Origin of the sequence: Pseudomonas sp. RIT-PI-a, assembly GCF_001187875.1 — a bacterium.
Classification (GTDB): Bacteria; Pseudomonadota; Gammaproteobacteria; order Pseudomonadales; family Pseudomonadaceae; genus Aquipseudomonas; species Aquipseudomonas coleopterorum.
The window spans coordinates 14807-41399 of record NZ_LGIR01000003.1 but is presented as its reverse complement, the minus strand read 5'-3'; the positions used below and the strand labels follow the sequence as shown (position 1 = coordinate 41399).

The window sequence follows — 26593 nt, the reverse complement described above, 5'->3', positions numbered from 1 at the left end:
AGTCACACCGTATCCACCGCCGACGCGGCTCGCGCCGCTGCTACAGGCAGTGCGGCCGGGTTTGCCTGGTGTTGTGCCGGGTTCAGGGCTTCATGCCCAGCCCTGAGGACAGGTCCGTACCCTCGCTCGCCGAAGCGGGCGTGACCGGGGACGGTGCGGCGGACGGTTCGGGTGCCTTGTCGGTCGCCTGCTTCACCGTATCCTTGGCAACCGCATAGGCTTCCTGCCCCTTGGACTTGAGCGTATCGGCCAGGTCATCTCGCGTCTGTCCCATCCACTCATCTTCCTTGCGTGTCGACGGCAATGCCGCGCCCAGCGCCGCTCCCAGAGCAATGCCGATGGCCGCAAGCACCAACGGTTGCTCTTTGAGCAGTTGCTCGAACTGACCTTTCACCTCGCTGGCCTGCTCCTGCACGCGTTGACCGACGTCATGAGCCTTGTCGGTGAGTTGGCTTGCCATAGCGTCCAGAGAATCAGTAGCGCGCTCAGACAGATCACCCGCCTTGGAGCGCAGGCTCTGTCCGTGGTCACGCGCCGTATCGGCCGCGCCATGCAGGCGATCACCAGCACCCGAGAACGCTTGACTGACCTGATCCACCACCTGACTGACCTTGCCGCCCAACCCCGATCCACTCGACGCCGAACCGGGCTGGAACGGCTTTTTCTGGTTCATCGCCAGCCAAGCCAGACCGACCCCGGTGAGCACCGTGGGCACCGGATTGTTCTTCAAGGTCGTGCCCAGGTTCTGGAAGAACTCACCGCCGTTGCCCTTGGTGTACGACAGGGCCTGGTCGAACAACTGGCCCGGCGTGAACCGGCTTTCCAGGGAATCGACCAGATTGCTGATGCTGGCACGCTTGGCGTCGATCTCGCGTTCCAGATCTTCCGGGCTTTTGTCCAGATCGCTATTCAATGAGCTGCTCATGAGACTTTCCTCTTCAGTGCTTCCTTGTCCTGCTGCATGGCGTGCAGGGTCCGGTCCGGCGTGAAGTGCGACGGTTCGAACTGCTTCTTGCCCGACTGCAGCATGATGAAACCGACGATCACGGTGATACCGCCTACGATCAGCGCGGCGAGCCACAGCTGCATCACGGTACCCAGGCCATACACGGCCGCCATCAGCAGGATGATGAAACCGGCCAGTAGCACGATCGCACCGCCTGCCACGGCGGCAATGCCCGCCTTGAGCGTGGTCAGGCTCTGCTGCATTTCGGCCTTGGCCAGTGCCAGCTCCTTGGTGAACAGCTCCGGCACCTCGCGCGTCAACTGGCGCAGCAGGCCGCCAATGGAGGCATCGTCCTGACGGACCGAGTCCATACGTTCCTGGGGTGTATCGAACGGATCGTTGTTCATCACAGAGCCTCCCGTGGCGGCGTGGGCGTCGAGTACAGCGTGGTCCCGCCCAGCGGCGGACTGACGGCGGCCTGGGTGGCCGGTTCCGGGACGCTGGCCGCGGCAGGATCGGCCGACAATGGCGGCACGGAGGTCTGGTATTGCGGTAGGTCGGAAGGCGCAGGCAAGCTCGAACCTGGCCTGGACGGCGCGCTCGCGCTGGCGCGCAGGAACCGCGACAGCGCAAAGCCTATCGCCACGCTGCCAGCCAGGAACACGGCCGGATTGTCCCGTGCCAACTGCGCGCCCTTGTGCAGAAGTTCTTCGGCGCTCTTGTCGCGAACCTGGTCGGCGAAGGTGCCAAGCCCTGATGCCAGTTGACCTAGGTATTGCGACAAACCCAGGGTGTCCTTGCCCTCCAGCGCAGAAGCAGCCGATTGCGCGCTGTCCACCAAGGAATCGATTTGATCGGTGGCCAGGTCGCGCAGGTGTTCGTACTGTTCGGCGCCCTGCTGCTTGGCGTCGCTCAATGCAGCGCCAGCCTCGTCGGCCAGAACCTGCAGGTGCTCTTGCGGCGTGCTGCCTGCGGACGTATTGGCATCAGCCTTGTCGCTGGCAGGTCGTTGCGTCGTATCCATTGCCTTTCTCCCATCATTGGAATGAGCACAGGGCACAAAGCACAGCTTGCCGAGCACAGGTTTATCGCGACACTCAAGCGGATGACGTCCGCTACTTCTCGATAGTTCACGCCGGTGGATGAATGCCTTATTTAAAGAGTTCGTTAAATACGTGTGTGCCTGGCTGAATAACTATCATTGCGCAATTATTGAAACGATAAACCCATGCTAATGTGCCAGTAGTCATTCTTTTATAAATAACCTTTCGTCCGGCTGCCCGATATAAATGGCATTAACTCGGCGAACTATCTTCCTACTTAGGACGGCGTTGTTTCAGTGGCTCTCGTTTATCGGGAGTTTCCGTGTGCCGCTCCATGACTTGCTCGCATAATTAGATAGCCTGAGGATTTGACAATGTTCTTGCACAACAAGCGTTTGCAATACACCGTGCGCGTTGCCGCACCCAATCCCGGACTGGCTAACCTGTTGCTGGAACAATTCGGTGGCGCACAGGGCGAACTGGCTGCCGCGGCACGCTACTTCACCCAGGCTCTGGCCGAGGATGATCCGGGCCGCAAGGACCTGCTGATGTCCATCGCCACCGAAGAGCTGAGCCACCTGGAAATCGTCGGTTCGATCATCGTCATGCTCAACAAGGGCGCCAAAGGCCAACTGGCCGAAGGCGTGCAGGAAGAGGGCGAGTTGTACCGTGCCATCAACGGTGCCGGCAATGACTCTCATATCACCAGCCTGCTTTATGGTGCCGGTGCGCCCTTGGTCAACTCGGCCGGTGTGCCGTGGACGGCCGCCTATATCGATACCATTGGTGAACCCACTGCCGATATGCGCTCCAATATCGCCGCCGAGTCGCGGGCGAAGATTGTCTACGAGCGGTTGATGAATGTGACCGATGATCCAGGCGTGAAAGAAGCGCTGGGCTTTTTGATGACGCGTGAAATAGCGCATCAATTGTCATTCGAGAAAGCCTTGCACTCCATTCAGCCCAACTTTCCCCAAGGCAAGTTGCCGGGCATGCCGGAATTCACCAACAAGTATTTCAATATGTCGGGTGAGCCGAACGTACGTGGGCCGTGGAATCAGGGTGAAGAGTGGGAGTTCGTCGAATCACCCGAGCCTGCGGTCGACGGCGGTGATGGCAGCGCTTCGGTAACCTTGTCTGCAGACGATGCGGATGTACTGGAAGCCATGAAGCTGCGTACCGAGTCCGATCCGGATGCGGACCCAGTCACCGGGGCCGATCTGGGCTCGGGCAAGGCGTAAGGCACTATGCTCTGATCGCTGTACGGATCAGGCGCAAAAAAAGCCCCCCGCAGCCAGGCTGCGGGGGGCTTTTTCGTGCAGCACTATCTGCGCATACCCCAGCTGTCGCCGACGCGGCTCGCGCCGCTGCTACACGCCGCGGCTCGCGCCGATGCTACAGCGTTCAAGGAATCAGGCGTTCGCTGCGCAACTTCTCGAACACGTCGAAGAATGCCTGATCGCTGGCCTGAAACTCCGTGAAGCCCAGTCGACGGCTCTTGGACACATCAGTGACCACCTCGATCGGACGGCCCAGATCGGCATCGGTGTGCCAGGCTGAAACCAGCCGATCGATATCCGCTTCGCGCAGGCCATGCTTCTGGGCCAACTGTTGCCATACGTCGGCGTCGTCGCTCATTTGCTCTGCCAGGGGCGTGACCTGCTGCGGATAGGGCGCTGCCTCGACACCGAACCAGTCGGCAATCTGCTGCCACATCCAGCTCCAACGGAATACGTCACCGTTGGTCACGTTGAAAGCCTGATTGGCCGCCGCGGGAGTCGTACTGGCCCAGAGCAACTGCTTGGCCAGCAGACGGGCGTCGGTCATGTCGGTCAGGCTGTCCCACTGCACGCGCGAGCCGGGGAACACGAACGGGCGGCCGGTGGCTTTGCAGATGGAGGCATACACCGCCAAGGTGGTTGCCATGTTCATGGCGTTGCCAACAGCCACACCGGTAATGGTGTGGGGGCGATGCACACTCCAGGTGAAACCATCGCGCTCGGCGGCGGCGAACACTTCATCTTCCTGGGCGTAATAGAAGTTCTCGACGTCCAGGCGACCCTGCTCCTCACGAAACGGGGTCTGCGGCAGGCTGCCCTTGCCGTAGTTTTCGAACGGGCCCAGGTAGTGCTTGAGACCGGTGACCAGGGCCACATGCTTGACGCTTCCCGCCGCGCGCAAGGCGTCGAGCACGTTGCGCACCATGGCGGCGTTGACGCGGATGTTCTCCGCTTCGGTGTCCTGGCGGGCCCAGGTGGTCAAAAAGACGTGGGTGGGCTTGAGCTCGGCCAGCGCCGTGGCCAGTGAAGCCGGGTCCATCAGGTCAGCCTGGACCGGGGTGACACCCTCGGCCACGGCTGGCTTGCGCGCCAAGCCGGCGACCTGCCAACCCTGGTCGAGCAGCAGCCGCGAAGTCGCGCTGCCAACGATGCCGCTGGCGCCTACCACCAATGCAGAATGAGTCATGTTGTCTCCCGTTTTGAGTGGATGCTGTGGCGTTGGACCGCAACATTCCGTGGGGGACTGCATCGAATTGCGTGTGGTGGGACGTCGCAGCGCGGCTGCGCAGAGCGCCTAGCGCTCGTCGAGGGCGAAGCGGGTCAGGCAGAAGGTGCCGACCCCAGCAGCCTGAAGACGCTGCGAGCCTTGAAGTTCGGGCAGGTCGATGATGGCCGCCGCCTCGAACACCTCCGCGCCCATCCGCCGAACCAGATTGGCCGCCGCGATCAGTGTGCCGCCGGTGGCGATCAGGTCATCGAACAGCACCAGCGAGTCTCCTTCGCACAGGCTGTCGGCGTGCACTTCCAGAAACGCTTCGCCGTATTCGGTCTGATAACCCTCGCACAGCACGTCCGCCGGCAGCTTGCCTTGCTTGCGGAACAGGATCAGTGGCTTGTTCAGTTCATGGGCGACGATGGAGCCGATCAGAAAACCGCGCGCATCCATCGCGCCGATGTGGCTGAACTGAGCGTCGATGTAGCGGTGCACGAAACTGTCGATCACCAGGCGCAGGGCCTTGGGTGATTGAAACAGTGGAGTGATGTCGCGAAACACCACGCCGGGCTTGGGGAAATCCGGTACGGGGCGGATCAGGGACTTGAAGCTGTGTTCGTCGAAAACCATCGGTCTTAGCTCTGGAAGGGCAGGGATGGCGCAGTATAACCTTCACCGCTGGCCAGTACTGCCCCGCCGGCTGCGGTCATTTGACTAGGCTCTGTGTGAAAAGCCTTGATACTCGGTGATGCTGCGTTGAAAACAGCCTTGCCTGACCTTCGTCTCAAGACTTTTCACACAGACCCTAGGGTGCCACCGGCCACCGCGCACAGCTGCTGCGCATCGAGGATACGCACTTCCTTGCCTTGCGCTTCGAGCAGGCCGTTCTGCTGGAAACGGGTGAACACCCGCGACACGGTTTCCACCGCCAGGCCGAGAAAGTTGCCGATCTCGTTGCGCGACATGCTCAGGCGAAACTGCACAGCCGAGTAGCCGCGGGCGGTATGCCGAGCCGACAGGTTGACCAGAAAGGTGGCGATGCGCTCGTCGGCGGTCTTCTTCGACAGCAGCAGCATCATCTGTTGGTCGTCGCGGATCTCGCGGCTCATCACCCGCATCAGTTGGCGACGCAACTGCGGAAGTTGCACCGACAGCTCGTCCAGACGCTCGAAGGGAATCTCGCACACCGAAGTGGTTTCCTGAGCCTGCGCGGTGACCGGGTACGTCTGGCTGTCCACCCCGGACAGTCCCAGCAGTTCGCTGGGCAAGTGAAAACCGGTGATCTGCTCTTCACCATTGTCGCTCAGGCTGAACGTCTTCAACGCCCCCGAACGCACCGCATACACGGCATCGAATGCTTCGCCCTGGCGAAACAGGAACTCGCCTTTCTTCAGTGGGCGGCCGCGCTTGACGATATCGTCCAGCGCATCCATGTCGGCCAGTTCCAGCGACAGGGGCAGGCACAGGGGCGCCAGGCTGCAGTCCTTGCAATGGGTCTGATGAGTGGCGCGGTTTTTCGCCGGCTCGGACATTGGTCGATCCTTCTTGAAACATCTTGATAAGCACTCGTGACCGGACAAGGGTAACCCAGTCAACCGCCTCCAGGCCAACAACCGCCATCAGGCGCGGGGAACTACGCGCGAACCAAAGGCTCAGCTACATCAGGAAAGCCACCGCGTCACAGCCAAAGGTAGATACCCATGAACACGCTTTTTCGTGCCCTGAAATACAGCGGGGTGATCGGCATGCTCTTGTCGGCCTCATGCGGCGTCGGTGCCGCAACCGGGCTCAGCGCCTCGGGTCCTGCGGCGGGCGGCGGGGGCGGCTCGACCGGGAATACGGCCCCCGCCGCCAGCACTGCGCAGCCCCAGGCCAATACCACACGCAACCCGTCCAGCAGCATGAATCGCGCCCCGGCCACCCGAAGTTCGAGTACGATCCAAGAGCCCGCGTCCTCCTCACCGTCGGACACGACCGACACCTTGCAACAGCAACGCCAGCAGAGCGGTGCGCAGATGATCGAAGAACGCAAGGGGCGAGCGGCGGACAGTAACTGACCCGAAACCAGAGGAACAAGCATGTCGAAGAGAATAGCGTTGGTGACAGGCGCCGGCAGCGGCATTGGCCGGGCGACCGCCCTGGGGCTGGCGGCCGATGGTTTCTGTGTGGTGCTGGCGGGCAGACGCCTGGAAGCCGTGCAGGCGGTGGCGCAGCAGATAGCGGAGCAGGGTGGTGAAGCCCTGGCGGTGGCGGCCGATGTCCGCGACAGCGTCAGCGTCGATGCCTTGTTCGCACAGGTTGAGCAGATCTACGGACGTCTCGATGTGATTTTCAACAATGCGGGCATTGGCGCCCCTGCGGTGCCGATCGACGAGCTGGACGTGGCCAAATGGACCGACGTTCTGCAGACCAACGTCACCGGCGTATTTCTGTGCTGCCGCGCTGCGTTCGGGCTGATGCGCCGCCAACAGCCGCAAGGCGGACGGATCATCAACAACGGTTCGATTTCGGCGCACACGCCACGCAGTTTCAGCATGCCCTATACCGCCAGCAAGCACGCCGTGCTCGGCATCACCAAGAGCCTGGCGCTCGATGGCCGCGAGTTCAACATCGCCTGCAGCCAGATCGATATCGGCAATGCCCTGACCGAACTGTCTGCACGCATGACCAAGGGTGTACGCCAGGCCAATGGCGACATCGCCGTCGAACCCATGGTCGACATGGAGCATGTGGTCGACGCGGTTCGCTACATCGCCAAGCTGCCGTTGTCGGCGAACGTGTTGAACATGACCGTGATGGCCACCAATATGCCGTTCGTTGGACGAGGCTGAAACGCCTCACCGCGACTCGTGCGCTCTCGCTACGCTGTCGATCGGCGTGGATCAGGGTTTATCATGGCGCTCTTTCACTTGCGAGTATCCTGCCGGAGCCCTGCCACCGATGTCACTGATCCACCACTCCAGTTCCGCGCCGTCCGAGGACATCAAGAGTCAGCTGCTGCAGATGGTCGTCGACTATCTCACCGACATCAGCAGTCTGGGCATCACCCCGAGCAATCCGCTCTATCAGCTTTACCAGTACGGTGTCGGCTACGAAGTGCATCAGTATCTGGAGGCGATGTCGGGCGGTCGTGAGGTGCGACCGGAACTGGTCCTGGCATTGGACGAAGCGCAGCCGGAAACGCTGGACGGGTTCGCCTTGTTCCTGCGCGCCGAGCACGACCCTACGGTGTGTACCGTGGCCTACATGGCAGTACGCGCCTCGAAACGTCGCAGGGGCGTGGCGCGGGCTTTGCTCGATGTAATCAAGCAGCGTCATGCCCACGTGGAACTGGCCTGCGTGGTGAGCAAGGTGTCGTGGTTCGAAAATCTGGGGTTTCAGGTGATCGGCGCGCAAGGACCGCAGGTCAAGCTCAGCAGTGACGGTGAAGCGACCGATCAGCCCATTGCGGTACTGGACGTGGCGCCCATCTATGCGTCATTGGAAGTACGGCAGATTCACGCCTATCTGCTCAACCAGCACGGCCGCAAGGCCATGCTCGACGCCGAAAAAAAGCGCGACCGGCAACTCGATCACATGACCCGCCAGGCCGCCACATTCGCCAGAGACTCAAAAACCTGAAAGGTTGCGCCATCCCCCTGTAGCAGCGGCGCAAGCCGCGTCATCAACCCCTGCGGTGCCACTGATCGCTCACCGTTTCGAATCCAAGACGCTCGCGCACCGCTCACATCAATGAATATGCAGCGATTTGTTGACCTTGTTCAGCAACCGCTCGCTCGTCCAGGGCTTGGGCAAGAACTCGACGTTCGGCCCCAACACCAGGTCGCGACCGGAGAAACCGGAAGTGAGCAGGATCGGCAGGGCAGGCCAGCGCTCGGCGGCCAACATGCTCAGATCGTAGCCGTCCATTTTTCCGGGCATGCGAATGTCGCTGACCACCATGTTGACTTCCCCTGGATGGGTCTCCAGAAAGTCGCAACCTTGGTCAGCCGTCTGAAATGCCGTGACCTTGAAGCCTGCATCTTCAAGTACCGTCGTCAGCAGATCACGGATAAGATCTTCGTCTTCGAGGACCAGAATGGAGGCGGTGGGCATGGGGCGTACCTTCAAAGATGCATAAGCGGCTACACAGTCGACTGATACAACTTGAAAGGGTTCTGTGCCAAGAAAAAAAGACTGACGAAAGGGCATAAACTGTTGCGTACAAGTAACGGATATGCAAAGAGATTCAGCCTAGATCGACGATGTCGAATAAAGTCACCGGCGGCGTCATTTTCCTTCGCAGCACTCACCTCGCTGGCTGGCTGATCACCAAGCGCAGGTGCTAACCTCATGCCGAGCGCGCCACTGTCTTGCGCCAGAGCCCCGTTGGCTCGGCACCCTTTCGAACGAGTCCGATCATGAACAAAGCAACAGGCATCCTCGCTGGCATCATAGTCGTGGCCGCAGCCGCCACCGTGGGTGGGGCCTGGTACACCGGCACTCAGCTGGAGCCGGTCCTGAGCACTGCCATCACGCAAGCCAACCGGGAATTGGCGGCGTCCTTCAACGTCGACGGCCAACCCGGCATGCAGATCGAACTGCTGTCGCTGGACCGACGTTTCTTCACCAGCACGGCGCACTACCGCATCAGACTCAACAACCTGCAGGGCGACAGCGGACCTGAACGCCGCGAGCTGTTGCTGGTCGATCACATCGAGCACGGGCCACTGCCATGGTCGCACCTCAAGGCCTTCAGGCTCATGCCGGTGATGGCGGCGAGCAACTTCGAGCTCGAGCGTAACGCCGATACCCAGGCCTGGTTCGCCATGAGCCAGAACCAGCCGCCGTTGCGCGGTCAGGTCAGCCTTGGCTACGACGGCGCCAGCGATACCCGCCTGCAACTGTTGCCGCTCGACGCCCGTGAAGGCAATGACACCGTCCGGTTTTCTGGCTTGAATGCACGCCTGACGCTGAACGCCGACGCCAGCCGCTACAGCCTGACCGGTCAGAGCGATGAACTGCTCGCCGATATCGAAGGCCAGGCCGGACGCCTCCAGGCGCAGTTCAAAGGCCTGAGTTTCGACACCGGTGGCACCCTGGGCGCCTCCGGCCTGTACCTGGGGCACTCCGATCTCAAGCTGGCCCAGGCCAGCCTGCAAGGCGCCGATGTTGCGCCCGTACGGGTGGAAAATCTTTCTGCTTCCGGCCTGATGCAGGAAGTCGAAGGCAACCTGGATGTCCAGGCCAGCTACAGCGTCGGCGCCTTGAACTATGCCAGCCGCCCGGTCGGCGCGCTGCAGATGAGCGTCAAGCTGGCCAACCTCGACATCGCCGCCAGCCGCGAATTCAGCGATCTGTACCGAACCGTCATCGCCCCGCAATGGCAGACACCTCTGCCTGATGGCACCTTACCGCCCCTGCGCTTGACCCAGGTGCAGCGCCAACAACTGGACGCGGTCATCGGCAAGCTGCTCGATGCCAAGCCGCGCTTGCAACTGGAGCGGTTGAGCCTGGCCACCGAACACGGTGAGAGCCATTTGAGCATGATGGCGCAACTGGCCAATCCGGCGCCGACGCAACCAGGCTCTCCTGCCTACTGGCCTGCGCTGATCGCCAGTCTGCAGGCCGATCTGCAAGTGTCCAAGCCGATGCTGGCCGACGTGGGCAGTCTGCAAGCCAGCTTGCAAGGGCAGACCGACCCGGCACGGGTGGCCCAGGCCGGACGTGATCTGACTGCAACCATTGCCGGCTTGGGGCAGATGCTGGGCCTGGTCAAGGATGAAGGCGAACACTTGCGCGCTACCCTGCGCTACAGCGATGCCGTGGTGGATTTCAACGGTCAGAAGATGCCGCTGCAGCAATTCGCCCAGATGCTCGGCCAGGTCGGCGTCATGGGGCAGCGCTGAGGGCAGGGGTACCGCAAGCGTCAGTCGCGCTGCGGCGGCAGCATGCGTTCGAGCATGCCGTCGCGCCGCACCGCCACGTGCCATACCGTGGCGGCCACGTGCATGACGATCAGGCCGTACACCGCGAACTGGCCCCACACATGGACGGTGTTGGCCAGTTTGCCCAGGTCCTCGTTCTTGGCGAATCCAGGCAGCGATACCAGGCCGAAGAACGGCACGTCCTGGCCATTACCCGCCATCAGGTAGCCAGTCACCGGCATGGCCAGCAGTACGGCGTACAACAGGCCATGGTTCAAATGGGCGAGCATCCGGGTGCACGCGCCGATGTCCGAACGATAGGCCGGAGCTGCGTGCCGCCAGCGCCAGGTCAGCCGGATCAGCACCAACAGGCCGACGCTGATGCCCATGGATTCATGGGCCAGGTACCAAAGCACTCGCACCGGGCCGGGTGGGAAGTTCTCCGCGACCCAGACACAGGGCAGTACCAGGCACAGCGCGGCGACCGTCAGCCAGTGCAATGCCTGGGCGAAGCCGTTGTAGCGTTCGATCACCATCCTCTCACTTCCTCAAGCGCCGCACCTGGCGGACGTATCTCGACATCGGCGTGCCGACCGGCTGCACCCACTGGGTCATAGTATGTCCGTTACTGCCGTGGTGCGAACGGCGTACCGGTCAGGCGGGTATTGTCCGATGACCCTATAACCGCCAGTCGGAAAAGATGAATCGATTCACGTTTCTGTTTCATTTCATTCAATAGCGGCAAGTCGGTGCCGATAGCCCCTGCAACTACACAGCGGACCTATCGGCCATGCAAAAAACCCTGAAATTCAGCCACAAGATTCTCCTGGCCGCCTCGCTCATCGTGACTGCAGCCTTCGCGCTGTTTACCTTGTACAACGATTACCTGCAGCGCAACGCCATTCGCGACGACCTGGAAAGTTACCTGCACGAAATGGGCAGCGCCACGTCTACCAACATTCAGCACTGGCTCTCGGGTCGTATTCTGCTCGCCGAAACCCTGGCCGAGAGCGTTGCCTTGAACCCCAGTGCCGAAGCCGTGGGCGCGTTGCTCAAGCAGAAAACCCTGCTGGCCAACTTTGACTTCGCCTACCTGGGCGATGTCTCCGGCAACTACTTTCTGGAGCCACCGGACACCATGCCCGAAGGCTACGATGCACGCACGCGGCCCTGGTACACCGATGCCATGAGTGCGCGTCGGACCGTTCTCACCGAGCCCTACATCGATGCCGCCAACGGCAAGACCATCCTCACCATCGCCACCCCCGCCATGAGCAGCAACGGCCAGCCGGTAGGCGTCGTGGGTGGCGACCTGAGCCTGGACACCCTGGTCAAGACCATTAACTCGCTGGATTTCGACGGCGGTGGCTACGCCTTTCTGGTCAGCGGCGATGGCAAGATCCTGGTTCATCCCGACAGCCAGTTGGTCATGAAATCGCTCAAGGACGTGTACCCGCAGCACACCCCGCGCATCGGCGATGACGTGACCGAAGTCGAACGCGATGGCCGCGTCTCCATCGTCACCTTCGCCAAGGTCGAGGGCCTGCCTTCGGTGGACTGGTACATCGGTCTGAGCATGGACAAGGCCAAGGCCTACGCCATGCTCAGCCAATTCCGCAGCTCGGCGGTGATTGCCACGATCGTGGCCGTGGTTCTGATCATCGCCTTGCTGGGCATGCTGATTCGCCTGCTGATGCAGCCGCTTCATACCATGGGCCGGGCCATGCACGACATTGCCGAAGGCGAGGGTGATCTGACCCGTCGCCTGAGCATCCACAGCGCCGATGAATTCGGCACCCTGGCCCTGTCCTTCAACCGTTTCGTGGAGCGTATCCACGACTCGATCCGCGAAGTGTCCTCGGCCACCGGCCAGGTCAACGAAGTGGCCCAGCGGGTGGTCAGCGCTTCGAACTCTTCGATGCTCAACTCCGATCAGCAGGCCAACCGCACCAGCAGCGTGGCGGCGGCCATCAACGAACTGGGCGCCGCCGCGCAGGAAATCGCCCAGAACGCCGCCCTGGCGTCGCAGCACTCCAGTGCCGCGCGCAATCTGGCCGCCGATGGCCAGGCCGTGGTTGGCCAGACCATCAGCGCCATGAACCTGCTGTCGCAGAAAATCAGCGGCTCGTGCGGCAACATCGAAAGCCTCAATGCCAGCACGGTGAACATCGGTCAGATCCTGGAAGTGATCACCAGCATTTCCCAGCAGACCAACCTGCTCGCGCTCAATGCCGCCATCGAAGCGGCGCGGGCTGGCGAAGCAGGGCGCGGTTTCGCCGTGGTCGCCGACGAAGTGCGCAATCTGGCGCACCGTACCCAGGAATCGGCCCAGCAGGTGCAGGGCATGATCGAGCAGTTGCAGGTGGGCGCGCGCCAGGCCGTCATCCTGATGAACGAAAGCCAGGGCCAGAGCGAATCCAGCGTCACCATCGCCAACCAGGCCGGCGAACGTCTGGTCAGCGTGACCCAGCGCATCGGCGAGATCGACGGCATGAACCAGTCGGTGGCCGCAGCCACCGAAGAGCAGACCTCGGTGGTGGAATCGATCAACGTCGATATCACCGAGATCAACACCCTCAATCAAGAGGGTGTGGAGAACCTGCAATCCACTCTGCGCGCGTGCGCCGACCTCGAACAGCAGGCGTTGCGCCTCAAGCAACTGGTCGGCAGTTTCCGCATCTGATCACCCGGCCAGCGCCGGCACGAGGGCTTCCAGGGAAGGAGCCGCGTCAGGCTACAGATCCATCGCCACGCTGAAGGTCAGGTTGCGCGGTTCGCCGGGCATCGCCCAGTAGTTGCTGTAGGAACGCTCGAAGTACTTCTCGTCGAACAGGTTGTTCAGGTTGACGCCCAAGGTGACCTTGTCGCTGGCCTTGTAGTGCGCCAGCAGATCGACCGTGTGGTAGGCGGGCAGCTCGAAATTGCCCCCCGACTCCCCGGACCGGTCGCCCACGTAGGTGAACGCGGCACCGATATCGGAACCGCGCAGCCGACCATCCTGAAACTCATAGACGCCCAGCAGGCTGGCGCTGTTGCGTGCCACACCGAGCAGGCGGCTGCCCTTGGGCACGCTGTCGTCGCCCTCGGTCACCTCGGCATCGATCCAGGCGTAGGCGCCGATCACACGCAGCGCGTCGCTCAACTGGCCGCTGAACTGCAGGTCGACGCCCTGGCTGCGGGCTTTGCCGATGGCCCGGTTGAGGTTGCTCGTCGGGTCCAGCGCCAGCACGTTCTCCTTGTCGATGTGGAAGGCTGCCAAGGTGGCGCTCAGGCGTTCGTCGAACAGTTCGGCCTTGAAACCGGCTTCGTAGCCGATGCCTTCTTCCGGGTCGAATGACTTGCCACTGGCATCCAGGCCGTTATTGGGCTTGAACGAGGTGGACGCATTGGCGAACACACCCCATTGGGGCGTGAGCTGGTAGAGCAGGCCGGCACGCTGGGTCAAGGCATCCTGGCGCTGGGTACTGCGGTTGCCAGTGGTGTAGTCGGCGATGCGCTGGTCGAAATGTTCGTAACGAACTCCCAGCATGCCGCGCAGCTTTTCACTGAAGACCAGTTGATCCTGCAGGTTCAGCGCGTGGCTGCGCACATGCTCGCGGAAGTCGGTGCCAGAACGCGCGCCGGTGGGTTTGGCCTGGCCATACACCGGATTGAAGATGTCGATGGGATAGGCACCGGCTGTGTTGGTCACCCGTTCGTTCTTGCGGTAATCCTCGTACTCGGTGCCGATCAACAGTTCATGCTGCACGCTGGCGGTGTCGAGAAAGCCGCGCAGCTCGACCTGGCTGATGCTGTCGTGCCAATCCATGTCGCGCTCGCGATAGCGGCGGTTGACGGTGCGTCCGTCGGCGTTGAGCGCGCGGGCCTCGCTGGCATCGCCGCTCAGCTCGCCCTGTTTGTAGTGGCTGGCTACGCGCAGTTGCCAGTCGTCGCTGAGGCGGTGTTCCAGCGTGGCCTGGATACGGTTGTTGTCGTTGTCGATGAAACCGTCATTGGGCTCGCCGAGAAAGGTCCGCCGCGAGCCGCCACCCCAGCCGTTGCCAGGTGCCACCACACCGCGGTCGAACACCGACTGATGCCGCACCAGCTCGGTCTCCACCAGCAATGAAGTGTCCGGATCCAGTTGCCAGCTCAGCGACGGCGCCACGTACAACCGCTTGCTCTGCACATGGTCACGAAAGCTGTGGTTGTCTTCCACCGCCAGGTTGACGCGGCTGAGCACCTGACCTTCGTCATCGAGCGGGGTGTTCAGGTCCAGGCTGGTGCGGTAGCGATCCCATGAGCCGGCACTGCCGTACAGGCGAGCGAAGGAGTCGGCCTGCGGTTTCTTGCTGACGATGTTGACCGTCCCACCGGGGTCGCCCCGCCCGTACAGGCTGGCGGCCGGTCCCTTGAGCACCTCGATGCGCTCGATGCTGGACACGTCCGGTGTAGCGGGGTAGCCCCGGTTGGCGCTGAAACCGTCGCGGTAGAACTCCGAGGTGGTGAAGCCGCGCACGCTGTATTCGTACAGGGTCAGCCCGCCGAAGTTGTTCTGCTGGGACACCCCACCTGCGTATTGCAGGGCCCGCTCCACGTTGGTGCTGCCCAGGTCCTGAAGAAGCTGTACCGGGACCACGCTCACGGCCTGGGGGATGTCCTTGATCGCAGCGTCGGTCTTGGTCGCGCTGCCCGAGCGCGTGGCGCGGTAGCCGGTGACCGGGCCATTGGCCGTCTCCATTTCGCCGCCAGCGGTGACGCTGATGGCTTCCAGTTCAAGGGTCTCGGATGGGGTTTCGGCATAGGCGGGCAACCCCAGCACGCTGAAGGCGAAGCCGGCCAGGGGGGCGAAGCGAGGTGAGCGCATGTGCAGCAGTCCATTGGTGGTTATAGTTATATTATAACGTCATGAATTGCGCCGCTGCCTATCTCTTTTCTACATCCTCTGGAAGCGGTGTTCCTTCCTGAGTCAACCGATGTGGCGCTTGGTCGCAGATCGGTGCTTGAGAATCATTGATCTGGATCAATAGCCGTCTGGCGGTGCGGGCAGAAAATCCGCCCACCTACCGACCCGCCCGACACCGAGTGCCACCCATGTCCGGACACTTCGACTTCCTCAAGAAACCGCTTGCGCGGGAAATCGCCGTGATTGTGCTGATCAAGCTGGTCCTGCTGCTGGGCATTCGCAGCCTGTGGTTCGGCGGGGGCGTAGACGTCAAGGATGACGGCACCACCGTCGGCCAGCATGTGCTCGGCTCCGCTTCCCCACCTCTCGAGAAGAACCTGAAATGATCTCCGAATCAGTCGTCGACCTCTCTCGGCTGCAGTTCGCCATGACCGCGCTCTATCACTTTCTGTTCGTGCCCCTGACCATCGGCATGGCGTTCCTGCTCGCCATCATGGAATCGGTCTACGTGATGACCGGCAAGCAGGTGTACAAGGACATGACCCAGTTCTGGGGCAAGCTGTTCGGCATCAACTTCGCCCTGGGCGTGACCACCGGGCTGACCATGGAATTCCAGTTCGGCACCAACTGGGCCTATTACAGCCACTACGTGGGCGATATCTTCGGTGCGCCGCTGGCCATCGAAGGGCTGATGGCGTTCTTCCTCGAATCGACCTTCATCGGCTTGTTCTTCTTCGGCTGGGACCGCCTCTCACGCAAGCAGCACTTGGCGGTGACCTGGCTGGTGGCGCTGGGCTCGAACCTTTCCGCGTTGTGGATCCTGATCGCCAACGGCTGGATGCAGAACCCGGTGGGCGCCGAGTTCAACTTCGTCACCATGCGCATGGAGCTCACCAGCTTCAGCGACCTGCTGTTCAACCCGGTGGCCCAGGTCAAGTTCGTCCACACCGTGGCCGCCGGCTACGTCACCGGCGCGGTCTTCATCCTGGCGATCTCCAGCTGGTACCTGCTCAAGGGTCGCGACATCGCTTTCGCCCGGCGCTCGTTCGCCATCGCCGCCGCGTTCGGCATGGCGTCGATCCTCTCGGTGATCGTGCTGGGCGATGAGTCCGGCTACGAGATCGGCGACGTGCAGAAAACCAAACTGGCCGCCATCGAAGCCGAATGGGAGACCGAACCGGCGCCGGCCGCCTTCACCTTGTTCGGCCTGCCCAACCAGGCTGAACAACGCACCGACTACGCGGTGAAGATCCCCTACGTCATGGGCATCATCGCCACCCGCTCGGTGGACAAGCAGGTCACCGGCATCAAGGACCTGGTGATCGAGCACCAGGCACGCATCCGCAATGGCATGCAGGCCTACGCACTGCTGGGGCAACTGCGTGGCGGAGACCTCAGCGAACAGACCCTGAGCGCCTTCAATCAGGTCAAGAAAGACCTGGGCTATGGCTTGCTGCTGAAGAAGTACACCGACACCGTGGTCGACGCCAGCGACGCGCAGATCGAGGCCGCCGCGCTGGACTCGATCCCCGGTGTGGCGTCGATCTTCTGGACCTTCCGCCTCATGGTGCTCAGCGGCGTGCTGATGCTGGGGCTGTTCATCTGCGCCTTCTGGGCCTCGATCCGCCGTAACGAAACACGCCAACCCTGGCTGCTCAAGTGGGCGCTGTTCAGTCTGCCGTTGCCGTGGGTCGCGACCCAGACCGGCTGGTACGTCGCCGAACACGGCCGCCAGCCTTGGTCGATCGGTGAAGTGCTGCCCACCCACCTGTCGGCGTCGAGTCTTTCCACGGGTGACGTCTGGGGATCGCTGCTGGCCCTGGCCGCGTTCTACACCGTGCTGCTGGTGATCGAGATGTACCTGATGATCAAGTTCACCCGGCAGGGCCCGAGCAGCCTGCATACCGGTCGCTATCACTTCGAGCGCGAGGCGGCGTTGCCTCACGGTCCGCTACAGGGAGCCATCTGATGTTCGATTACGAGAATCTCAAGTTGATCTGGTGGGTGTTGGTCGGCGTGCTGCTGATCGGCTTTGCCCTGACCGACGGGTTCGACCTGGGCGCCGCCGTGCTGATGCCCTTCGTCGGCCGCAATGACAACGAGCGCCGTGTGGTGATCAACACCATCGCACCGCACTGGGATGGCAATCAGGTCTGGCTGATCACGGCCGGTGGCGCCTTGTTCGCAGCCTGGCCACTGGTCTACGCCGCGGCCTTCTCCGGCCTTTACTGGGCCTTGCTGCTGGTGCTGTTCGCCCTGTTCGTACGTCCGGTGGGCTTCGACTACCGCAGCAAACTGGCCAACACGCGCTGGCGGCAGAGCTGGGACTGGGGCTTGTTCGTGGGCGGCGTGGTACCGGCGCTGGTGTTCGGCGTCGCCTTCGGCAACCTGCTGCTGGGCCTGCCGTTTCGTTTCGACGACACCTTGCGTTCCAGCTACCACGGCTCGTTCTGGCAACTGCTCAGCCCCTTCGGCGTGCTCGCCGGCGTGGTCAGCCTGAGCCTGCTGAGCCTGCACGGCGGGACCTGGCTGATGATGCGCACCGAAGGCGCGATCGCCGGACGCGCCCGGCAGGCCGCCGTGGCCATGGCGGTGCTGTTCGTGCTGGCCTTCGGCGGCGCCGGTGCCTGGCTGGCGACCGGTCATGTGCAAGGCCTGGTGATCAGTTCGAATCTGGATCCGCAACTGGCGCTCAACCCCTTGGCTAAGACGGTCGTCAGCGGCAACCCCGGCTGGATGGGCAATTACGTGCGCCACCCGCTGACGGCCATCGCGCCGGTGCTGGGCATGCTCGGCGGTGTGCTGGCGCTGTTGGCCGCCGCAGGTCGGCGCGCCTCGCTGGCCTTCGCCGGCAGCAGCCTGGCGATCGTCGGCACACTGTGCACCGCAGGCTTTGCGCTGTTCCCGTTCGTCATGCCCTCCAGCCTGGATCCGGCGTCGAGCCTGACCGTGTGGGACGCGGTGTCCAGTCACAAGACCCTGCTGATCATGCTGGTCGCCGCCGGCATCTTCGTGCCCTTGATCCTTGGCTACACCCTGTGGTGCTACCGCCGCATGTGGGGCCGAGTCACCACCGCTCAGATCGAGCAGAACGCGCACAGCCTTTACTGAAGGAGCCTGACTATGTGGTATTTCGCCTGGATTCTGGGAGTGCTGCTGGCGTGCAGCCTGGGCATCATCAACGCCCTGTGGCTGGAAGCCTCCAACGCCCTGGACGAGGACCCTGCGGATGAACGCTGAAGCGGCGCCCGCGCTGCGCACGCCCGGCTGGCGCTGGCTGTCATTGCTGCTCGCCGGACCGATCAGCCTGGTGTTGCTGTTGCACCCGGTGGCCTTGCTCGATGCCCAGGGACATTACAGCCATGGCCTGCTGAGCCTGATGATGTGGGGCATTGCCGCCGGCTATGTGCACGGGGTCGGCTTCGACCCGCGTGCCTGGGCCTGGCGCCTGATCTTTCACCCCTCGCTCGGGTGGGCCTTGATGGCCCTGGGTTACTGGGTACTGTCGCGTAACCTCTGAACCCACCCACAACGGGCGTTCAGGCCGCGCGACGCAGCGAGATGAACATGGCGTCGTCGGCCAGGATGGCGGCGATCATCGCACCGGTTTCGGCCAGGCGCCGGGCCAGGTCCTCGTCTGGAATGTGCAGGTCCCAGCGCGTCGAGTTGTCTTCCAGCATCGGCATGTCGTCGACTTCGCGCAGCGCGGCAAGGAACGCGGCGGGCTGGGGTAGGTAGGTGGTGAAGCCGTCGCCCTTGAGCGCCGCCGTATGAATGCCCAACTGCGCGCAGACCTGAGCCTTGGCAGCGATATCGTCACGGTCTGCCTGGCGCGATTGTTCAATCAGCGCCGCCAGCGGCGCGTCCACCAACTGCCCGCCGGCGATCAGCGCAGGGCCCGTGGCCCAGGCTTCGCTGGGGCAGTCCTTCATGTCCGGACGCAGCGGGATGTGCGGATTGATCTCCATCGGATAGATGCGACACACCAGCGGCCGCTCGGCATAGATACCGCAGCGGTTGTCGGCATTCAGATTTCGGCAGGGGCCCAGGTTGTAGGCTGCGAAGGTGATCGAGACGTAGGCGGGCGCGCTGCCGCACAGCACCGGCAGCGAGCGACGGCGGGCATGTTCCTGCTGCGCGTGGCTGAGGTTGAGGCTGTGCAAACCGGGGCCGTTTTCCAGGAAAGCCTCGAGCAACACGATCAACTGACCGCCATCCTCCGCCCAGCGCCGCGCCTCGGCCAGGGTCAGCGGTACGTGGTGATCGCTGCAGCATTTGCCGCACCCGGTGCAAGAAAAACGTGTGTCCATGCAAATCCCGTCTGAACTGGATGAATGACGAAAACGTGGCGCTTCGTCATCAGTGAGAGGGGAGAGAGCAGATTCCGTGCCAGCCTGGCTTCAGCCTCCGAGAAGGTCATGGGCGTCCAGCAGCCTGTAAGCCACTTGAGGGTTCTTTTCCAGGCCGCGACGGATGGCCGCCGGAATCGACTGCCGCGTCTTGCGACACAGTCCCGGCAACGCCTCGATGTGAATGGCGATGCCGCGCATGCTGCGCACGGTGCTCGCGCCTGGCGTGACTTCCACGCGCAGCCCCAGCTGCTCGAAGATGCGTTGCTGCAGGCGCTGCAGCTCCTCCAGGCTTTCCACGTTCTCCAGGCGTTCGAGCAGGCGTTTCTCTTCCTCGCGAGTCAGGCGCAGGATGCGCAAGTCGGCGTCGGGTAACGCGTGCAGCCGTTCGCGCTCGCAGATGCAAGCGCCGGGCGGGCAGGGTTGGCGTGCGACAGGGGCCATGTTCATGACCCGCAGCATAGCCATGGTGCAGGTGATTTGCACAGGGGCTGTCGACAGGCCGGGTGCTCGTCCATACTGGCGCGAATTCATCCGTTCCCAAGGCCTTACATGTCCAGAAGTCGGCTCGCCGTGCGCCATGGCGCACTGAGCATCCTCCTTGTGCTGCTCGCCGCCTGTTCCACCCAGCGCGCCGGCCAACCCCCGGCACCTTCGTCCGAGCAGGTGCGCGCCAAGCTCGTGCAGCTGTTGCCCGGCAAGGTCGCCGACCGTGAGGGCTGGGCCGCCGATATCGAAACCGCCCTGAAGGTGCAGGACATCGCCGGCACCGACGACAACCTCTGCGCAATACTGGCGGTAGCCGAGCAGGAGTCCACCTTTCAGGTCGATCCCAGCGTGCCGGGGCTGGGCAAGATCGCCCGCCAGGAAATCGACCGCCGCGCAGGGCGCGTGCACGTGCCCGGTTTTCTCGTCGACACTGCCCTGGGCATTCGCTCGGGCGACGGCAAGACCTATGCGCAGCGGCTGGAAGCCGCGCGCTCGGAGAAACAGCTCAGCGAAATCTTCGATGACTTCACCGGCATGGTGCCTCTGGGCCGACAGCTGTTCGGCACCTTCAACCCGGTGCGTACCGGCGGGCCGATGCAGGTCAGCATCGATTTCGCCGAAAAACACCGAGCGGGCTACCCCTACACGGTGGACGGCTCGATTCGCCGCGAAGTGTTCACCCGGCGCGGCGGCATGTATTTCGGCATTGCGCATCTGCTCGGCTACCCGGCCAGCTATGAACGACCGCTGTATCGCTTCGCCGACTTCAATGCCGGCTGGTACGCCAGCCGCAACGCCGCGTTCCAGAACGCCGTGAACCAGCTGTCCGCCAGCCGCCTGGCGCTCGACGGTGACCTGATCCGCTACGACTCCAACGCCGCGAGCAATACCGAGCTGGCCGTGCGGGGGCTGGGCAACCGCTTGAACATGAGCGACCGCGACATTCGCCGTGCTCTGGAAGAGGGGGAAACCCTGGATTTCGAGAAGACCACGCTTTACCAGCGTACCTTCGCCCTGGCCGACAAGGCCGCTGGCAAGCCGATACCACGCGCGATCCTGCCCGGCATCAAGCTGCAGAGTCCGAAGATCACCCGCAACCTGACCACCGCCTGGTTCGCCCAACGCGTCGACGAACGCTACGCCCGCTGCATGGCCCGCGCACGCTGAGCCTGATCGGCGTGCTCAATCCGCGCGCAGTACCAGGGGTTCGGCCAAGCTGTAGCCGAAACCGCGCAGTGTCTGCAACGCCTGCGGGCAGTCCAGCTGGGCGAGCTTGCGGCGCAAGTTGCACACGTGGCGTTCGATCAGTGCGGTCCTGGGCTCGAGGCCCGTGCCCCATAACTGCTGCTCGATGGATTTCCGGCTGACCGCACCGGGAGTGCTCGCCAGCATGGCCAGCAAGCGATGCTCGCTGACCGTCAGGCTCTGTTGACGTTTACCCCGCCCAACCATCAGCCGCGAAGGCGACAGCCACAGACGCGATGGCGGTAGCGCCGTCGCCCGGGGGCGCGGCCGAGCCAAGGCCTGCAGGCGCGCCAGCACTTCGGCAGGGGCCACCGGCTGCGCCAGGCACGCATCGGCACCGGCGCGCAGCGCCGCGATGCGCGCCAGCCGGTCGTCGTCGGCCAGCAGTACCATTACCGCAGCATCGCCTCGTTTCGCCAGGCAATGTTGCAGCAGGCTATCGCCGGGTCGTTCCAGCGCCAGGACGATGAAGCCGTATCGTTCCTGTGCCAATGCCTGCGCTGCGGCGGCCGTGTCGACCGTGTTCAGGGCCGTGTGATGTTGCGCCAACCCCTGTTGCAGGGTCGGATCGGGCGTATCGCTGATATAGAGCAGGTTCATGGTCACACCAATGCCTTGCTTTGTCGGCACCACAGGGTCATCCGCGTGCCACCTTGTTCGCTGCTGCCCACTTCGAGGGTGAATCCGTGCAGTTTGACCACCGCCGCAACGATCGACAGCCCCAGACCGAAACCGCTGTGCTGACCATCGCCCTCGCAGCGATAGAAACGTTGAAAGATCGCCTCACGTTCCTCGGGCGCGATGCCCGGCCCGCTGTCGCTGATCTCCAGCCGCGTGGCGCCGTTCTCTGCCGTGGCGCGCAGCACCACCAGGCCGTCGGCCGGGGTGAACTTGATGGCGTTGCTGAGCAGGTTGCCCACGGCCTCGAACAGCAGCGCGCGGTCACCATGCAGCATTGGCAGCGTGTCCGGCACGTCCAGACGCAGATTGATGCCCTCGTCTTCGGCCAGGGGCAGATAGAAGTCGTGCAGCTCGTGCAGCAGGGGTTGCGGGTCGAAGGAAATGAAGCCCGAACGTCGGCGGTGGTCCTCGATTTCGGAGATACGCAACAAGCCACGGAATCGCGCCATCAGCGTGTCGGTTTCGGCGATCACCTCGTCCAGTTGCAACGCCTGGCGCGAATCCGCCGGCGCCTCCTGCTGGATACGGTAGAGCTGCGCGCGCAGGCGGGTCAGGGGCGTGCGCAAGTCATGGGCAATGTTGTCGCAGACACCCTTGACCTCGATCATCAGCTGCTCGATACGTTCGAGCATCGCGTTGACGATGGCCGCCAGCATGTCCAGTTCGTCGCGCCGGTCCGACAGCGGCAGGCGGGTAGTCAGATCACCAGCCACGATTGCATCGGCGCTCGCTTCGATGGCGCGGATGCGCCGCAACGGCCTGCGCCGTAACAGGTGCCAGCCGGCAATGCCGGGAATGATCGTCAGGGAAATGCCCCACAGAAGCGCCCGCAGAATGATGTGAGTGACCGCGAACAACGAGCCGTTGTCGCGTACCAGCACCAGCCAGCGGCCATCCAGGGTGCGCATTGCCACCGCGTCGCAGCTGTTCTGCGGCATTTGCGGATTGTCGCTGTCCACGCAACTGTTCAGGTCATGGATGCGCCCGTCCAGTGGCAGACCTCGCGGCACCTGCAACAACTGGCCGGACAACGGCCGCAATTGCAGATCGAACAGACCATAGGCGTCGAAGGTACGGTCGTCGAACGCTTCGCTGGCGGCCAGCGCCTCGTTCAATGCTTCGCCGTGAAAGCGCGAGAACAGGTGTTGACGCTGCATCAGCGAGTGCCGCGCCAGGTCGGCCAGATAGGCCGAGACTTCGAAGTACAGCACGCCCATGAGCAAGCTGCTCCAGGCTACGAACAGAAAGCTGTAGAGCGCCAGCAGCCGACTGCTGGACGAGCGCCAGCCTTTAGACAGGTTCGGCAATGACATAGCCGGAGCCTCGCACGGTCTTGATCAACGGTGCGGTGCCCGGTGGGTCGATCTTCTTGCGCAAGCGGCCGATGTGCACGTCGATCAGGTTGGTGCCTGGGTCGAAGTGATAGCCCCAGACTTCCTCGAAAATCATCATGCGCGTGAGGATCTGGCCGGCATTGCGCATGAGGAATTCCAGCAACTTGTACTCGGTGGGCAGCAGGTTCAACGCCTGTTCGCCACGGCACGCCTCGCGGGTCATCAGATCCAGCGTCAGGTCGGCCACGCGCAGCGTGTTGTCGGCGGCGGCCACGGCGTTGTTGCGACGCAGCAGCACCTCGACTCGGGCGGCCATCTCGTCCGAGGCGAACGGCTTGGTCAGGTAATCGTCACCACCGGCACGCAGACCGCGCACTCGTTCGTCGACATCCGACAGCGCGCTGATCATCAGGATCGGCGTGCTCACACCGATGGTGCGCAGGGTGGTCACGATGGCCAGTCCGTCGAGCTCTGGCAGCATCCGGTCCAGGGTGATCACGTCATAGTTGCCGCTCACCGCTTTGACCAGCCCCTCGCGGCCGTTGTCCACCCAGTCGACCTGCAGGCCGTGGCTGCTCAGTTCCGCCACGATTTCCCTGGCGGTCACGGCATCGTCTTCGATGGTCAGTACGCGAGTCATGTTGGTCTCTACCCGATGATTTCTGCTGAGGATGGCAGCATTGTGACAACAATCGGCCCAGGGCTCGTTGAAGTTTTTTTCATCTTGCGCCACCTGACCCCATCGGCGTGAGCCCAGTCGCGCTGCACGCGCGATTGGCCGACGAATCACAGGCTCATCCTAAAGCCTGGCCGATCGGCGCCGATGTAACGGTCACAGCCTATCGGGACACGATCGCCATGAGCACCTTGAGTACCATCGCCAGCAACTTGAGCATTCGCACCCCAGCGGTTACCCCAACGGCCGCCGCCCCCGTCGCCACTGCTGAAAGTGAAGCAACACAGACCGCTGCCGCGCCTTCTGCAACGCCAGCGAACGCGCCGGTCGGTGGCGCAGGCGGGGCGGGTGCCAGTCAGAGCAGCAGTAGCAGTAGCAGTAGTAATTCGGACACGATCGAGCAACTGCAGAAGCAGATTGCCGAGCTGCAGAAGCAGTTGAAGGAGCAACAACAGGAGATGGCCCGAATCCAGGCCAGCCAGCAAAGCGAAGAAAGCAAGGCCGCCGCAGTGGCCGCCATCCAGGCACAGGTCGTCGCCACGTCCGCAGGGCTGCAAACCGCAACCGCCGCATTGCTTCAGGTCATGCAGGAATCAGGCAGCAGTACCGCCGGCTCCATGGTCAGTACCACCGCCTGAGGCGCTGTCAACTCCCGGCCCATCACGACACCGTCAAGCGTCTGCTTGCCGATGCCGATGGTGCCATGTACGCCCGCAAGCGGGCCGCCCGCCGTGCCTGAAGGACGCGGTCAGTCTGCAGCCTGGCGCATCTGCTTTTTCTGCGCCTTGTAGTCCATCGCCACGGCCGGCGGCGCGCTGCTCTTGCCGGTTTCCACCCATTTGCGCAGACGGCTGGCATCGGCAAAGTGGGTGTACTTGCCGAACGCATCGAGGATCACCATCGCCACAGGTCGGCCACCCATGCGCGTCACCAGCACCAGGCAGTGCCCGGCCATATTGGTGAAACCGGTCTTGGTGATCTTGATGTCCCAGTCATCCTTGTTGATCAGGTGATCGGTATTGTGGAACCCCAGGGTGTAGCTGGGCTTCTTGAACGCCACGGTCTTTTCCCGCGTGGTGCTCAGCTCGCTGAGCAACGGGTACTGCTGCGCCGCGATCAGCAACTTGGCCAGATCACGGGCGGTGGACACGTTGCTGGTCGACAAGCCGGTCGGCTCCACATAGCGGGTATGGGTCATGCCCAGTGCGCGAGCCTTGGCGTTCATTGCCGCAATGAAAGCACCGTAGCCGCCGGGGTAATGATGGGCGAGACTCGACGCTGCACGGTTCTCCGAAGACATCAGGGTGATCAGCAGCATGTCCCGGCGGTTCAGCTCGCTACCGAGCTTGACCCGGGAAAACACACCCTTCATTTCCTTGTTGTGAGTGATGTCGACCGAGATCACTTCGCTCATCGACTGCTTGGCGTCCAGCACGACCATGCCGGTCATCAACTTGGTCACCGATGCGATAGGCACCACATGGTCGGCGTTGTTCTCGTAGACCACTTTGTTGGTCTGCAGATCGATCAGCAGAGCGCTACCCGAAGCCAGGTGCAACTGCGAGGGATCCCGGGGCACGGCGGCTTTTTCCGCCGCTTCAAGGTTTGGGGTGGCGACGAAAGTGGTCAAAGCCAGCAACAGGCTGAAAAGAGATAGCGGGGTCTTCACGCGGAGCGCTCACTGAAATAGAGGTAGATCGGGCCTGGGGTGGAGCGGATTCGAAGTGACGATTGTCACGTGGCGCGAGTATGGCAAAGCGCCTGTCGATTGTCGCGCCCGGAAAGGCCTGGTGCGTGAAGAAAAGCTCATCCAGCGCGGACACCATGAAAAAGCCCCGCAGAGCGGGGCTTGATCGATTCGATGTAGTGCGCCGGCTAGTGGGGCTGCGCTGCATTGAGCGTGGCGAAGGCTTGTTTGGCGTGGGGCAGGGAGGGCAGGGGCCCACTGACAGGCTCACCGTCGCGCACCACGTACCAGCACGCCAAAAGGCCCAGATCACGCAACTTCTCCGGGACCGCGCTGCCGACTACCGACATGATTCTTAATACAGGCATGAGACACCTCCGGTGGTTCCTGCCAGCCACCTTACGAGTTCGCCGCTGCCCATAGAAATCACCTTGCTCGATAGTCACCATCGACAATTCCTATCACGCTCTGCCGCTGCAACTCACCAGCGGGGTGGACCGTAATACACCGGTGGCGGCCCATAGTAACCACGCGGTGGAGGCGGGGCCGCGTAAACCGGATAAGGCTGCACATACACAGGCGGCGACTGCACATACACCGGTTGCTGCACATAGGCAGGTTGTTGCACGTACACCGGTGGCGGGCTCTGCACATACACCGGCGGCTGCTCCACATAGACCCGCTGCGGTGTATTGGAGGTGACCACCGCACCGACCACGGCTGCGCCCAGCACAGCACCCAATATACCCGGCCCGGCACCGTGCCAGCCGCCGCCGTGCGCCGAGGCCTGACCGGCCATCGCCAGCGCCCCTACCAGCAGAGCCATCTTGGGAAGTTGACGCATCATGATAGATTCCTC

30 protein-coding genes are annotated in these 26593 nt (G+C 62.8%); 12 read left to right on the top strand and 18 right to left on the bottom strand.

The genetic code is table 11. The annotated features are described in order from the left end of the window. Positions 1-82 precede the first annotated feature (82 nt). The 3 genes from AC788_RS00850 to AC788_RS00840 are packed head-to-tail and all read right to left on the bottom strand — an operon-like array spanning position 83 to position 1970. The gene (locus tag AC788_RS00850) at positions 83-925 is read right to left on the bottom strand and encodes a DUF3618 domain-containing protein (protein ID WP_049858755.1); all 843 of its coding nucleotides are present in this window, start codon (positions 923-925) and stop codon (positions 83-85) included. Continuing rightward, positions 922-1317 carry a phage holin family protein gene (locus AC788_RS00845; protein ID WP_152965682.1) on the bottom strand — a complete coding sequence of 132 codons (396 nt, stop codon included), beginning with the start codon at positions 1315-1317 and terminating at the stop codon, positions 922-924. The genes AC788_RS00850 and AC788_RS00845 overlap by 4 nt, the downstream gene beginning before the upstream one ends. Before the next feature lie 35 nt (positions 1318-1352). Next, positions 1353-1970, bottom strand: coding sequence for a hypothetical protein (locus AC788_RS00840; protein WP_049858753.1), 618 nt, complete (start codon positions 1968-1970; stop codon positions 1353-1355). Positions 1971-2363: 393 nt separating this feature from the next. Between AC788_RS00840 and AC788_RS00835 the strand changes: the two genes are divergently transcribed. Then, on the top strand, positions 2364-3230 hold the full coding sequence (locus tag AC788_RS00835; protein ID WP_049858752.1) for a manganese catalase family protein: 867 nt from the start codon (positions 2364-2366) through the stop codon (positions 3228-3230). A 163-nt stretch (positions 3231-3393) separates the two neighbouring features. Here the strand turns inward: AC788_RS00835 and AC788_RS00830 are convergent, their stop codons facing one another. The 4 genes from AC788_RS00830 to AC788_RS00815 all read right to left on the bottom strand — a co-directional run bounded on the left by AC788_RS00830 (position 3394) and on the right by AC788_RS00815 (position 6454). Beyond that, a complete protein-coding gene (locus AC788_RS00830) occupies positions 3394-4455 on the bottom strand; it encodes an SDR family oxidoreductase (protein ID WP_049858751.1) in 1062 nt (353 codons plus the stop codon). A gap of 108 nt (positions 4456-4563) precedes the next feature. Continuing rightward, positions 4564-5112, bottom strand: a complete 549-nt coding sequence (locus AC788_RS00825) for an adenine phosphoribosyltransferase (RefSeq protein ID WP_049858750.1) — start codon at positions 5110-5112, stop codon at positions 4564-4566. A 164-nt stretch (positions 5113-5276) separates the two neighbouring features. Continuing rightward, positions 5277-6014, bottom strand: coding sequence for a fumarate/nitrate reduction transcriptional regulator Fnr (gene fnr, locus AC788_RS00820; protein WP_049858749.1), 738 nt, complete (start codon positions 6012-6014; stop codon positions 5277-5279). A gap of 146 nt (positions 6015-6160) precedes the next feature. Beyond that, positions 6161-6454, bottom strand: a complete 294-nt coding sequence (locus AC788_RS00815) for a hypothetical protein (RefSeq protein ID WP_049858748.1) — start codon at positions 6452-6454, stop codon at positions 6161-6163. A 106-nt stretch (positions 6455-6560) separates the two neighbouring features. Here AC788_RS00815 and AC788_RS00810 point away from each other — a divergent pair, with 106 nt between their 5' ends. Together AC788_RS00810 and AC788_RS00805 are read left to right on the top strand one after the other, a co-directional pair. Continuing rightward, positions 6561-7313 (top strand): SDR family oxidoreductase, encoded by a 753-nt coding sequence (locus tag AC788_RS00810; RefSeq protein ID WP_049858747.1) that lies wholly within the window; start codon positions 6561-6563, stop codon positions 7311-7313. Between the two features lie 109 nt (positions 7314-7422). Next, entirely contained in the window at positions 7423-8103 is a 681-nt protein-coding gene (locus tag AC788_RS00805) for a GNAT family N-acetyltransferase (protein ID WP_049858746.1), read from the top strand. A 108-nt stretch (positions 8104-8211) separates the two neighbouring features. Here the strand turns inward: AC788_RS00805 and AC788_RS00800 are convergent, their stop codons facing one another. Continuing rightward, positions 8212-8577: a response regulator gene (locus AC788_RS00800; protein WP_049858745.1), complete on the bottom strand. Its 366-nt coding sequence runs from the start codon at positions 8575-8577 to the stop codon at positions 8212-8214. Between the two features lie 305 nt (positions 8578-8882). Here AC788_RS00800 and AC788_RS00795 point away from each other — a divergent pair, with 305 nt between their 5' ends. Next, positions 8883-10370 carry a YdgA family protein gene (locus AC788_RS00795; RefSeq protein WP_049858744.1) on the top strand — a complete coding sequence of 496 codons (1488 nt, stop codon included), beginning with the start codon at positions 8883-8885 and terminating at the stop codon, positions 10368-10370. Positions 10371-10390: 20 nt separating this feature from the next. Here the strand turns inward: AC788_RS00795 and AC788_RS00790 are convergent, their stop codons facing one another. Further along, on the bottom strand, positions 10391-10924 hold the full coding sequence (locus tag AC788_RS00790) for a cytochrome b (protein ID WP_049858743.1): 534 nt from the start codon (positions 10922-10924) through the stop codon (positions 10391-10393). 254 nt (positions 10925-11178) lie between these two features. On the opposite strand from AC788_RS00790, the gene AC788_RS00785 reads away from it, so the two are divergent. Next, positions 11179-13071: a methyl-accepting chemotaxis protein gene (locus tag AC788_RS00785; RefSeq protein WP_049858742.1), complete on the top strand. Its 1893-nt coding sequence runs from the start codon at positions 11179-11181 to the stop codon at positions 13069-13071. Between the two features lie 51 nt (positions 13072-13122). Here the strand turns inward: AC788_RS00785 and AC788_RS00780 are convergent, their stop codons facing one another. Further along, on the bottom strand, positions 13123-15234 hold the full coding sequence (locus tag AC788_RS00780; protein ID WP_049858741.1) for a TonB-dependent siderophore receptor: 2112 nt from the start codon (positions 15232-15234) through the stop codon (positions 13123-13125). Positions 15235-15461: 227 nt separating this feature from the next. Between AC788_RS00780 and cydP the strand changes: the two genes are divergently transcribed. Genes cydP through AC788_RS00760 form a run of 5 tightly spaced genes read left to right on the top strand, consistent with a single transcriptional unit; the run spans position 15462 to position 18793 of the window. Further along, on the top strand, positions 15462-15659 hold the full coding sequence (gene cydP, locus AC788_RS00775) for a cytochrome oxidase putative small subunit CydP (protein WP_049858740.1): 198 nt from the start codon (positions 15462-15464) through the stop codon (positions 15657-15659). Continuing rightward, positions 15656-17242 (top strand): cytochrome ubiquinol oxidase subunit I, encoded by a 1587-nt coding sequence (locus tag AC788_RS00770; protein ID WP_049858739.1) that lies wholly within the window; start codon positions 15656-15658, stop codon positions 17240-17242. Before cydP ends, AC788_RS00770 begins: the two co-directional genes overlap by 4 nt. Beyond that, positions 17242-18384: a cytochrome d ubiquinol oxidase subunit II gene (gene cydB, locus AC788_RS00765; RefSeq protein ID WP_049858738.1), complete on the top strand. Its 1143-nt coding sequence runs from the start codon at positions 17242-17244 to the stop codon at positions 18382-18384. Before AC788_RS00770 ends, cydB begins: the two co-directional genes overlap by 1 nt. Positions 18385-18396: 12 nt before the next feature. Next, the gene (gene cydX / locus AC788_RS21120) at positions 18397-18513 is read left to right on the top strand and encodes a cytochrome bd-I oxidase subunit CydX (RefSeq protein WP_056843503.1); all 117 of its coding nucleotides are present in this window, start codon (positions 18397-18399) and stop codon (positions 18511-18513) included. After that, complete coding sequence (locus AC788_RS00760; RefSeq protein ID WP_049858737.1) at positions 18503-18793, top strand: cyd operon YbgE family protein; 291 nt, start codon at positions 18503-18505, stop codon at positions 18791-18793. The genes cydX and AC788_RS00760 overlap by 11 nt, the downstream gene beginning before the upstream one ends. A 19-nt stretch (positions 18794-18812) precedes the next feature. On the opposite strand, the gene AC788_RS00755 is transcribed toward AC788_RS00760, so the two are convergent. Further along, positions 18813-19583: a YkgJ family cysteine cluster protein gene (locus AC788_RS00755; protein ID WP_049858736.1), complete on the bottom strand. Its 771-nt coding sequence runs from the start codon at positions 19581-19583 to the stop codon at positions 18813-18815. A 90-nt stretch (positions 19584-19673) separates the two neighbouring features. Next, positions 19674-20072 (bottom strand): hypothetical protein, encoded by a 399-nt coding sequence (locus AC788_RS00750; protein WP_049858968.1) that lies wholly within the window; start codon positions 20070-20072, stop codon positions 19674-19676. A gap of 102 nt (positions 20073-20174) precedes the next feature. Here AC788_RS00750 and AC788_RS00745 point away from each other — a divergent pair, with 102 nt between their 5' ends. Then, positions 20175-21278, top strand: coding sequence for a DUF1615 domain-containing protein (locus tag AC788_RS00745; protein ID WP_049858735.1), 1104 nt, complete (start codon positions 20175-20177; stop codon positions 21276-21278). 15 nt (positions 21279-21293) lie between these two features. Here AC788_RS00745 and AC788_RS00740 read toward each other — a convergent pair whose 3' ends face one another. From AC788_RS00740 to AC788_RS00730, 3 genes are read right to left on the bottom strand one after another with little or no spacing between them, the layout of a single operon-like run. Continuing rightward, positions 21294-21956 carry a response regulator transcription factor gene (locus AC788_RS00740; protein WP_049858734.1) on the bottom strand — a complete coding sequence of 221 codons (663 nt, stop codon included), beginning with the start codon at positions 21954-21956 and terminating at the stop codon, positions 21294-21296. Positions 21957-21958: 2 nt separating this feature from the next. Beyond that, the gene (locus AC788_RS00735) at positions 21959-23350 is read right to left on the bottom strand and encodes a sensor histidine kinase (RefSeq protein WP_049858733.1); all 1392 of its coding nucleotides are present in this window, start codon (positions 23348-23350) and stop codon (positions 21959-21961) included. Then, positions 23328-24011, bottom strand: a complete 684-nt coding sequence (locus tag AC788_RS00730) for a response regulator transcription factor (RefSeq protein WP_049858732.1) — start codon at positions 24009-24011, stop codon at positions 23328-23330. The genes AC788_RS00735 and AC788_RS00730 overlap by 23 nt, the downstream gene beginning before the upstream one ends. A 218-nt stretch (positions 24012-24229) precedes the next feature. Here AC788_RS00730 and AC788_RS00725 point away from each other — a divergent pair, with 218 nt between their 5' ends. Further along, the gene (locus tag AC788_RS00725; protein WP_049858731.1) at positions 24230-24685 is read left to right on the top strand and encodes a hypothetical protein; all 456 of its coding nucleotides are present in this window, start codon (positions 24230-24232) and stop codon (positions 24683-24685) included. A gap of 110 nt (positions 24686-24795) precedes the next feature. Here the strand turns inward: AC788_RS00725 and pbpG are convergent, their stop codons facing one another. From pbpG to AC788_RS00710, 3 genes are all read right to left on the bottom strand, one after another. Further along, the gene (gene pbpG, locus AC788_RS00720; RefSeq protein ID WP_049858730.1) at positions 24796-25716 is read right to left on the bottom strand and encodes a D-alanyl-D-alanine endopeptidase; all 921 of its coding nucleotides are present in this window, start codon (positions 25714-25716) and stop codon (positions 24796-24798) included. A gap of 206 nt (positions 25717-25922) precedes the next feature. Next, positions 25923-26102, bottom strand: coding sequence for a hypothetical protein (locus AC788_RS00715; RefSeq protein WP_049858967.1), 180 nt, complete (start codon positions 26100-26102; stop codon positions 25923-25925). 113 nt (positions 26103-26215) lie between these two features. Further along, entirely contained in the window at positions 26216-26581 is a 366-nt protein-coding gene (locus AC788_RS00710; RefSeq protein ID WP_049858729.1) for a hypothetical protein, read from the bottom strand. Positions 26582-26593: the final 12 nt, after the last annotated feature.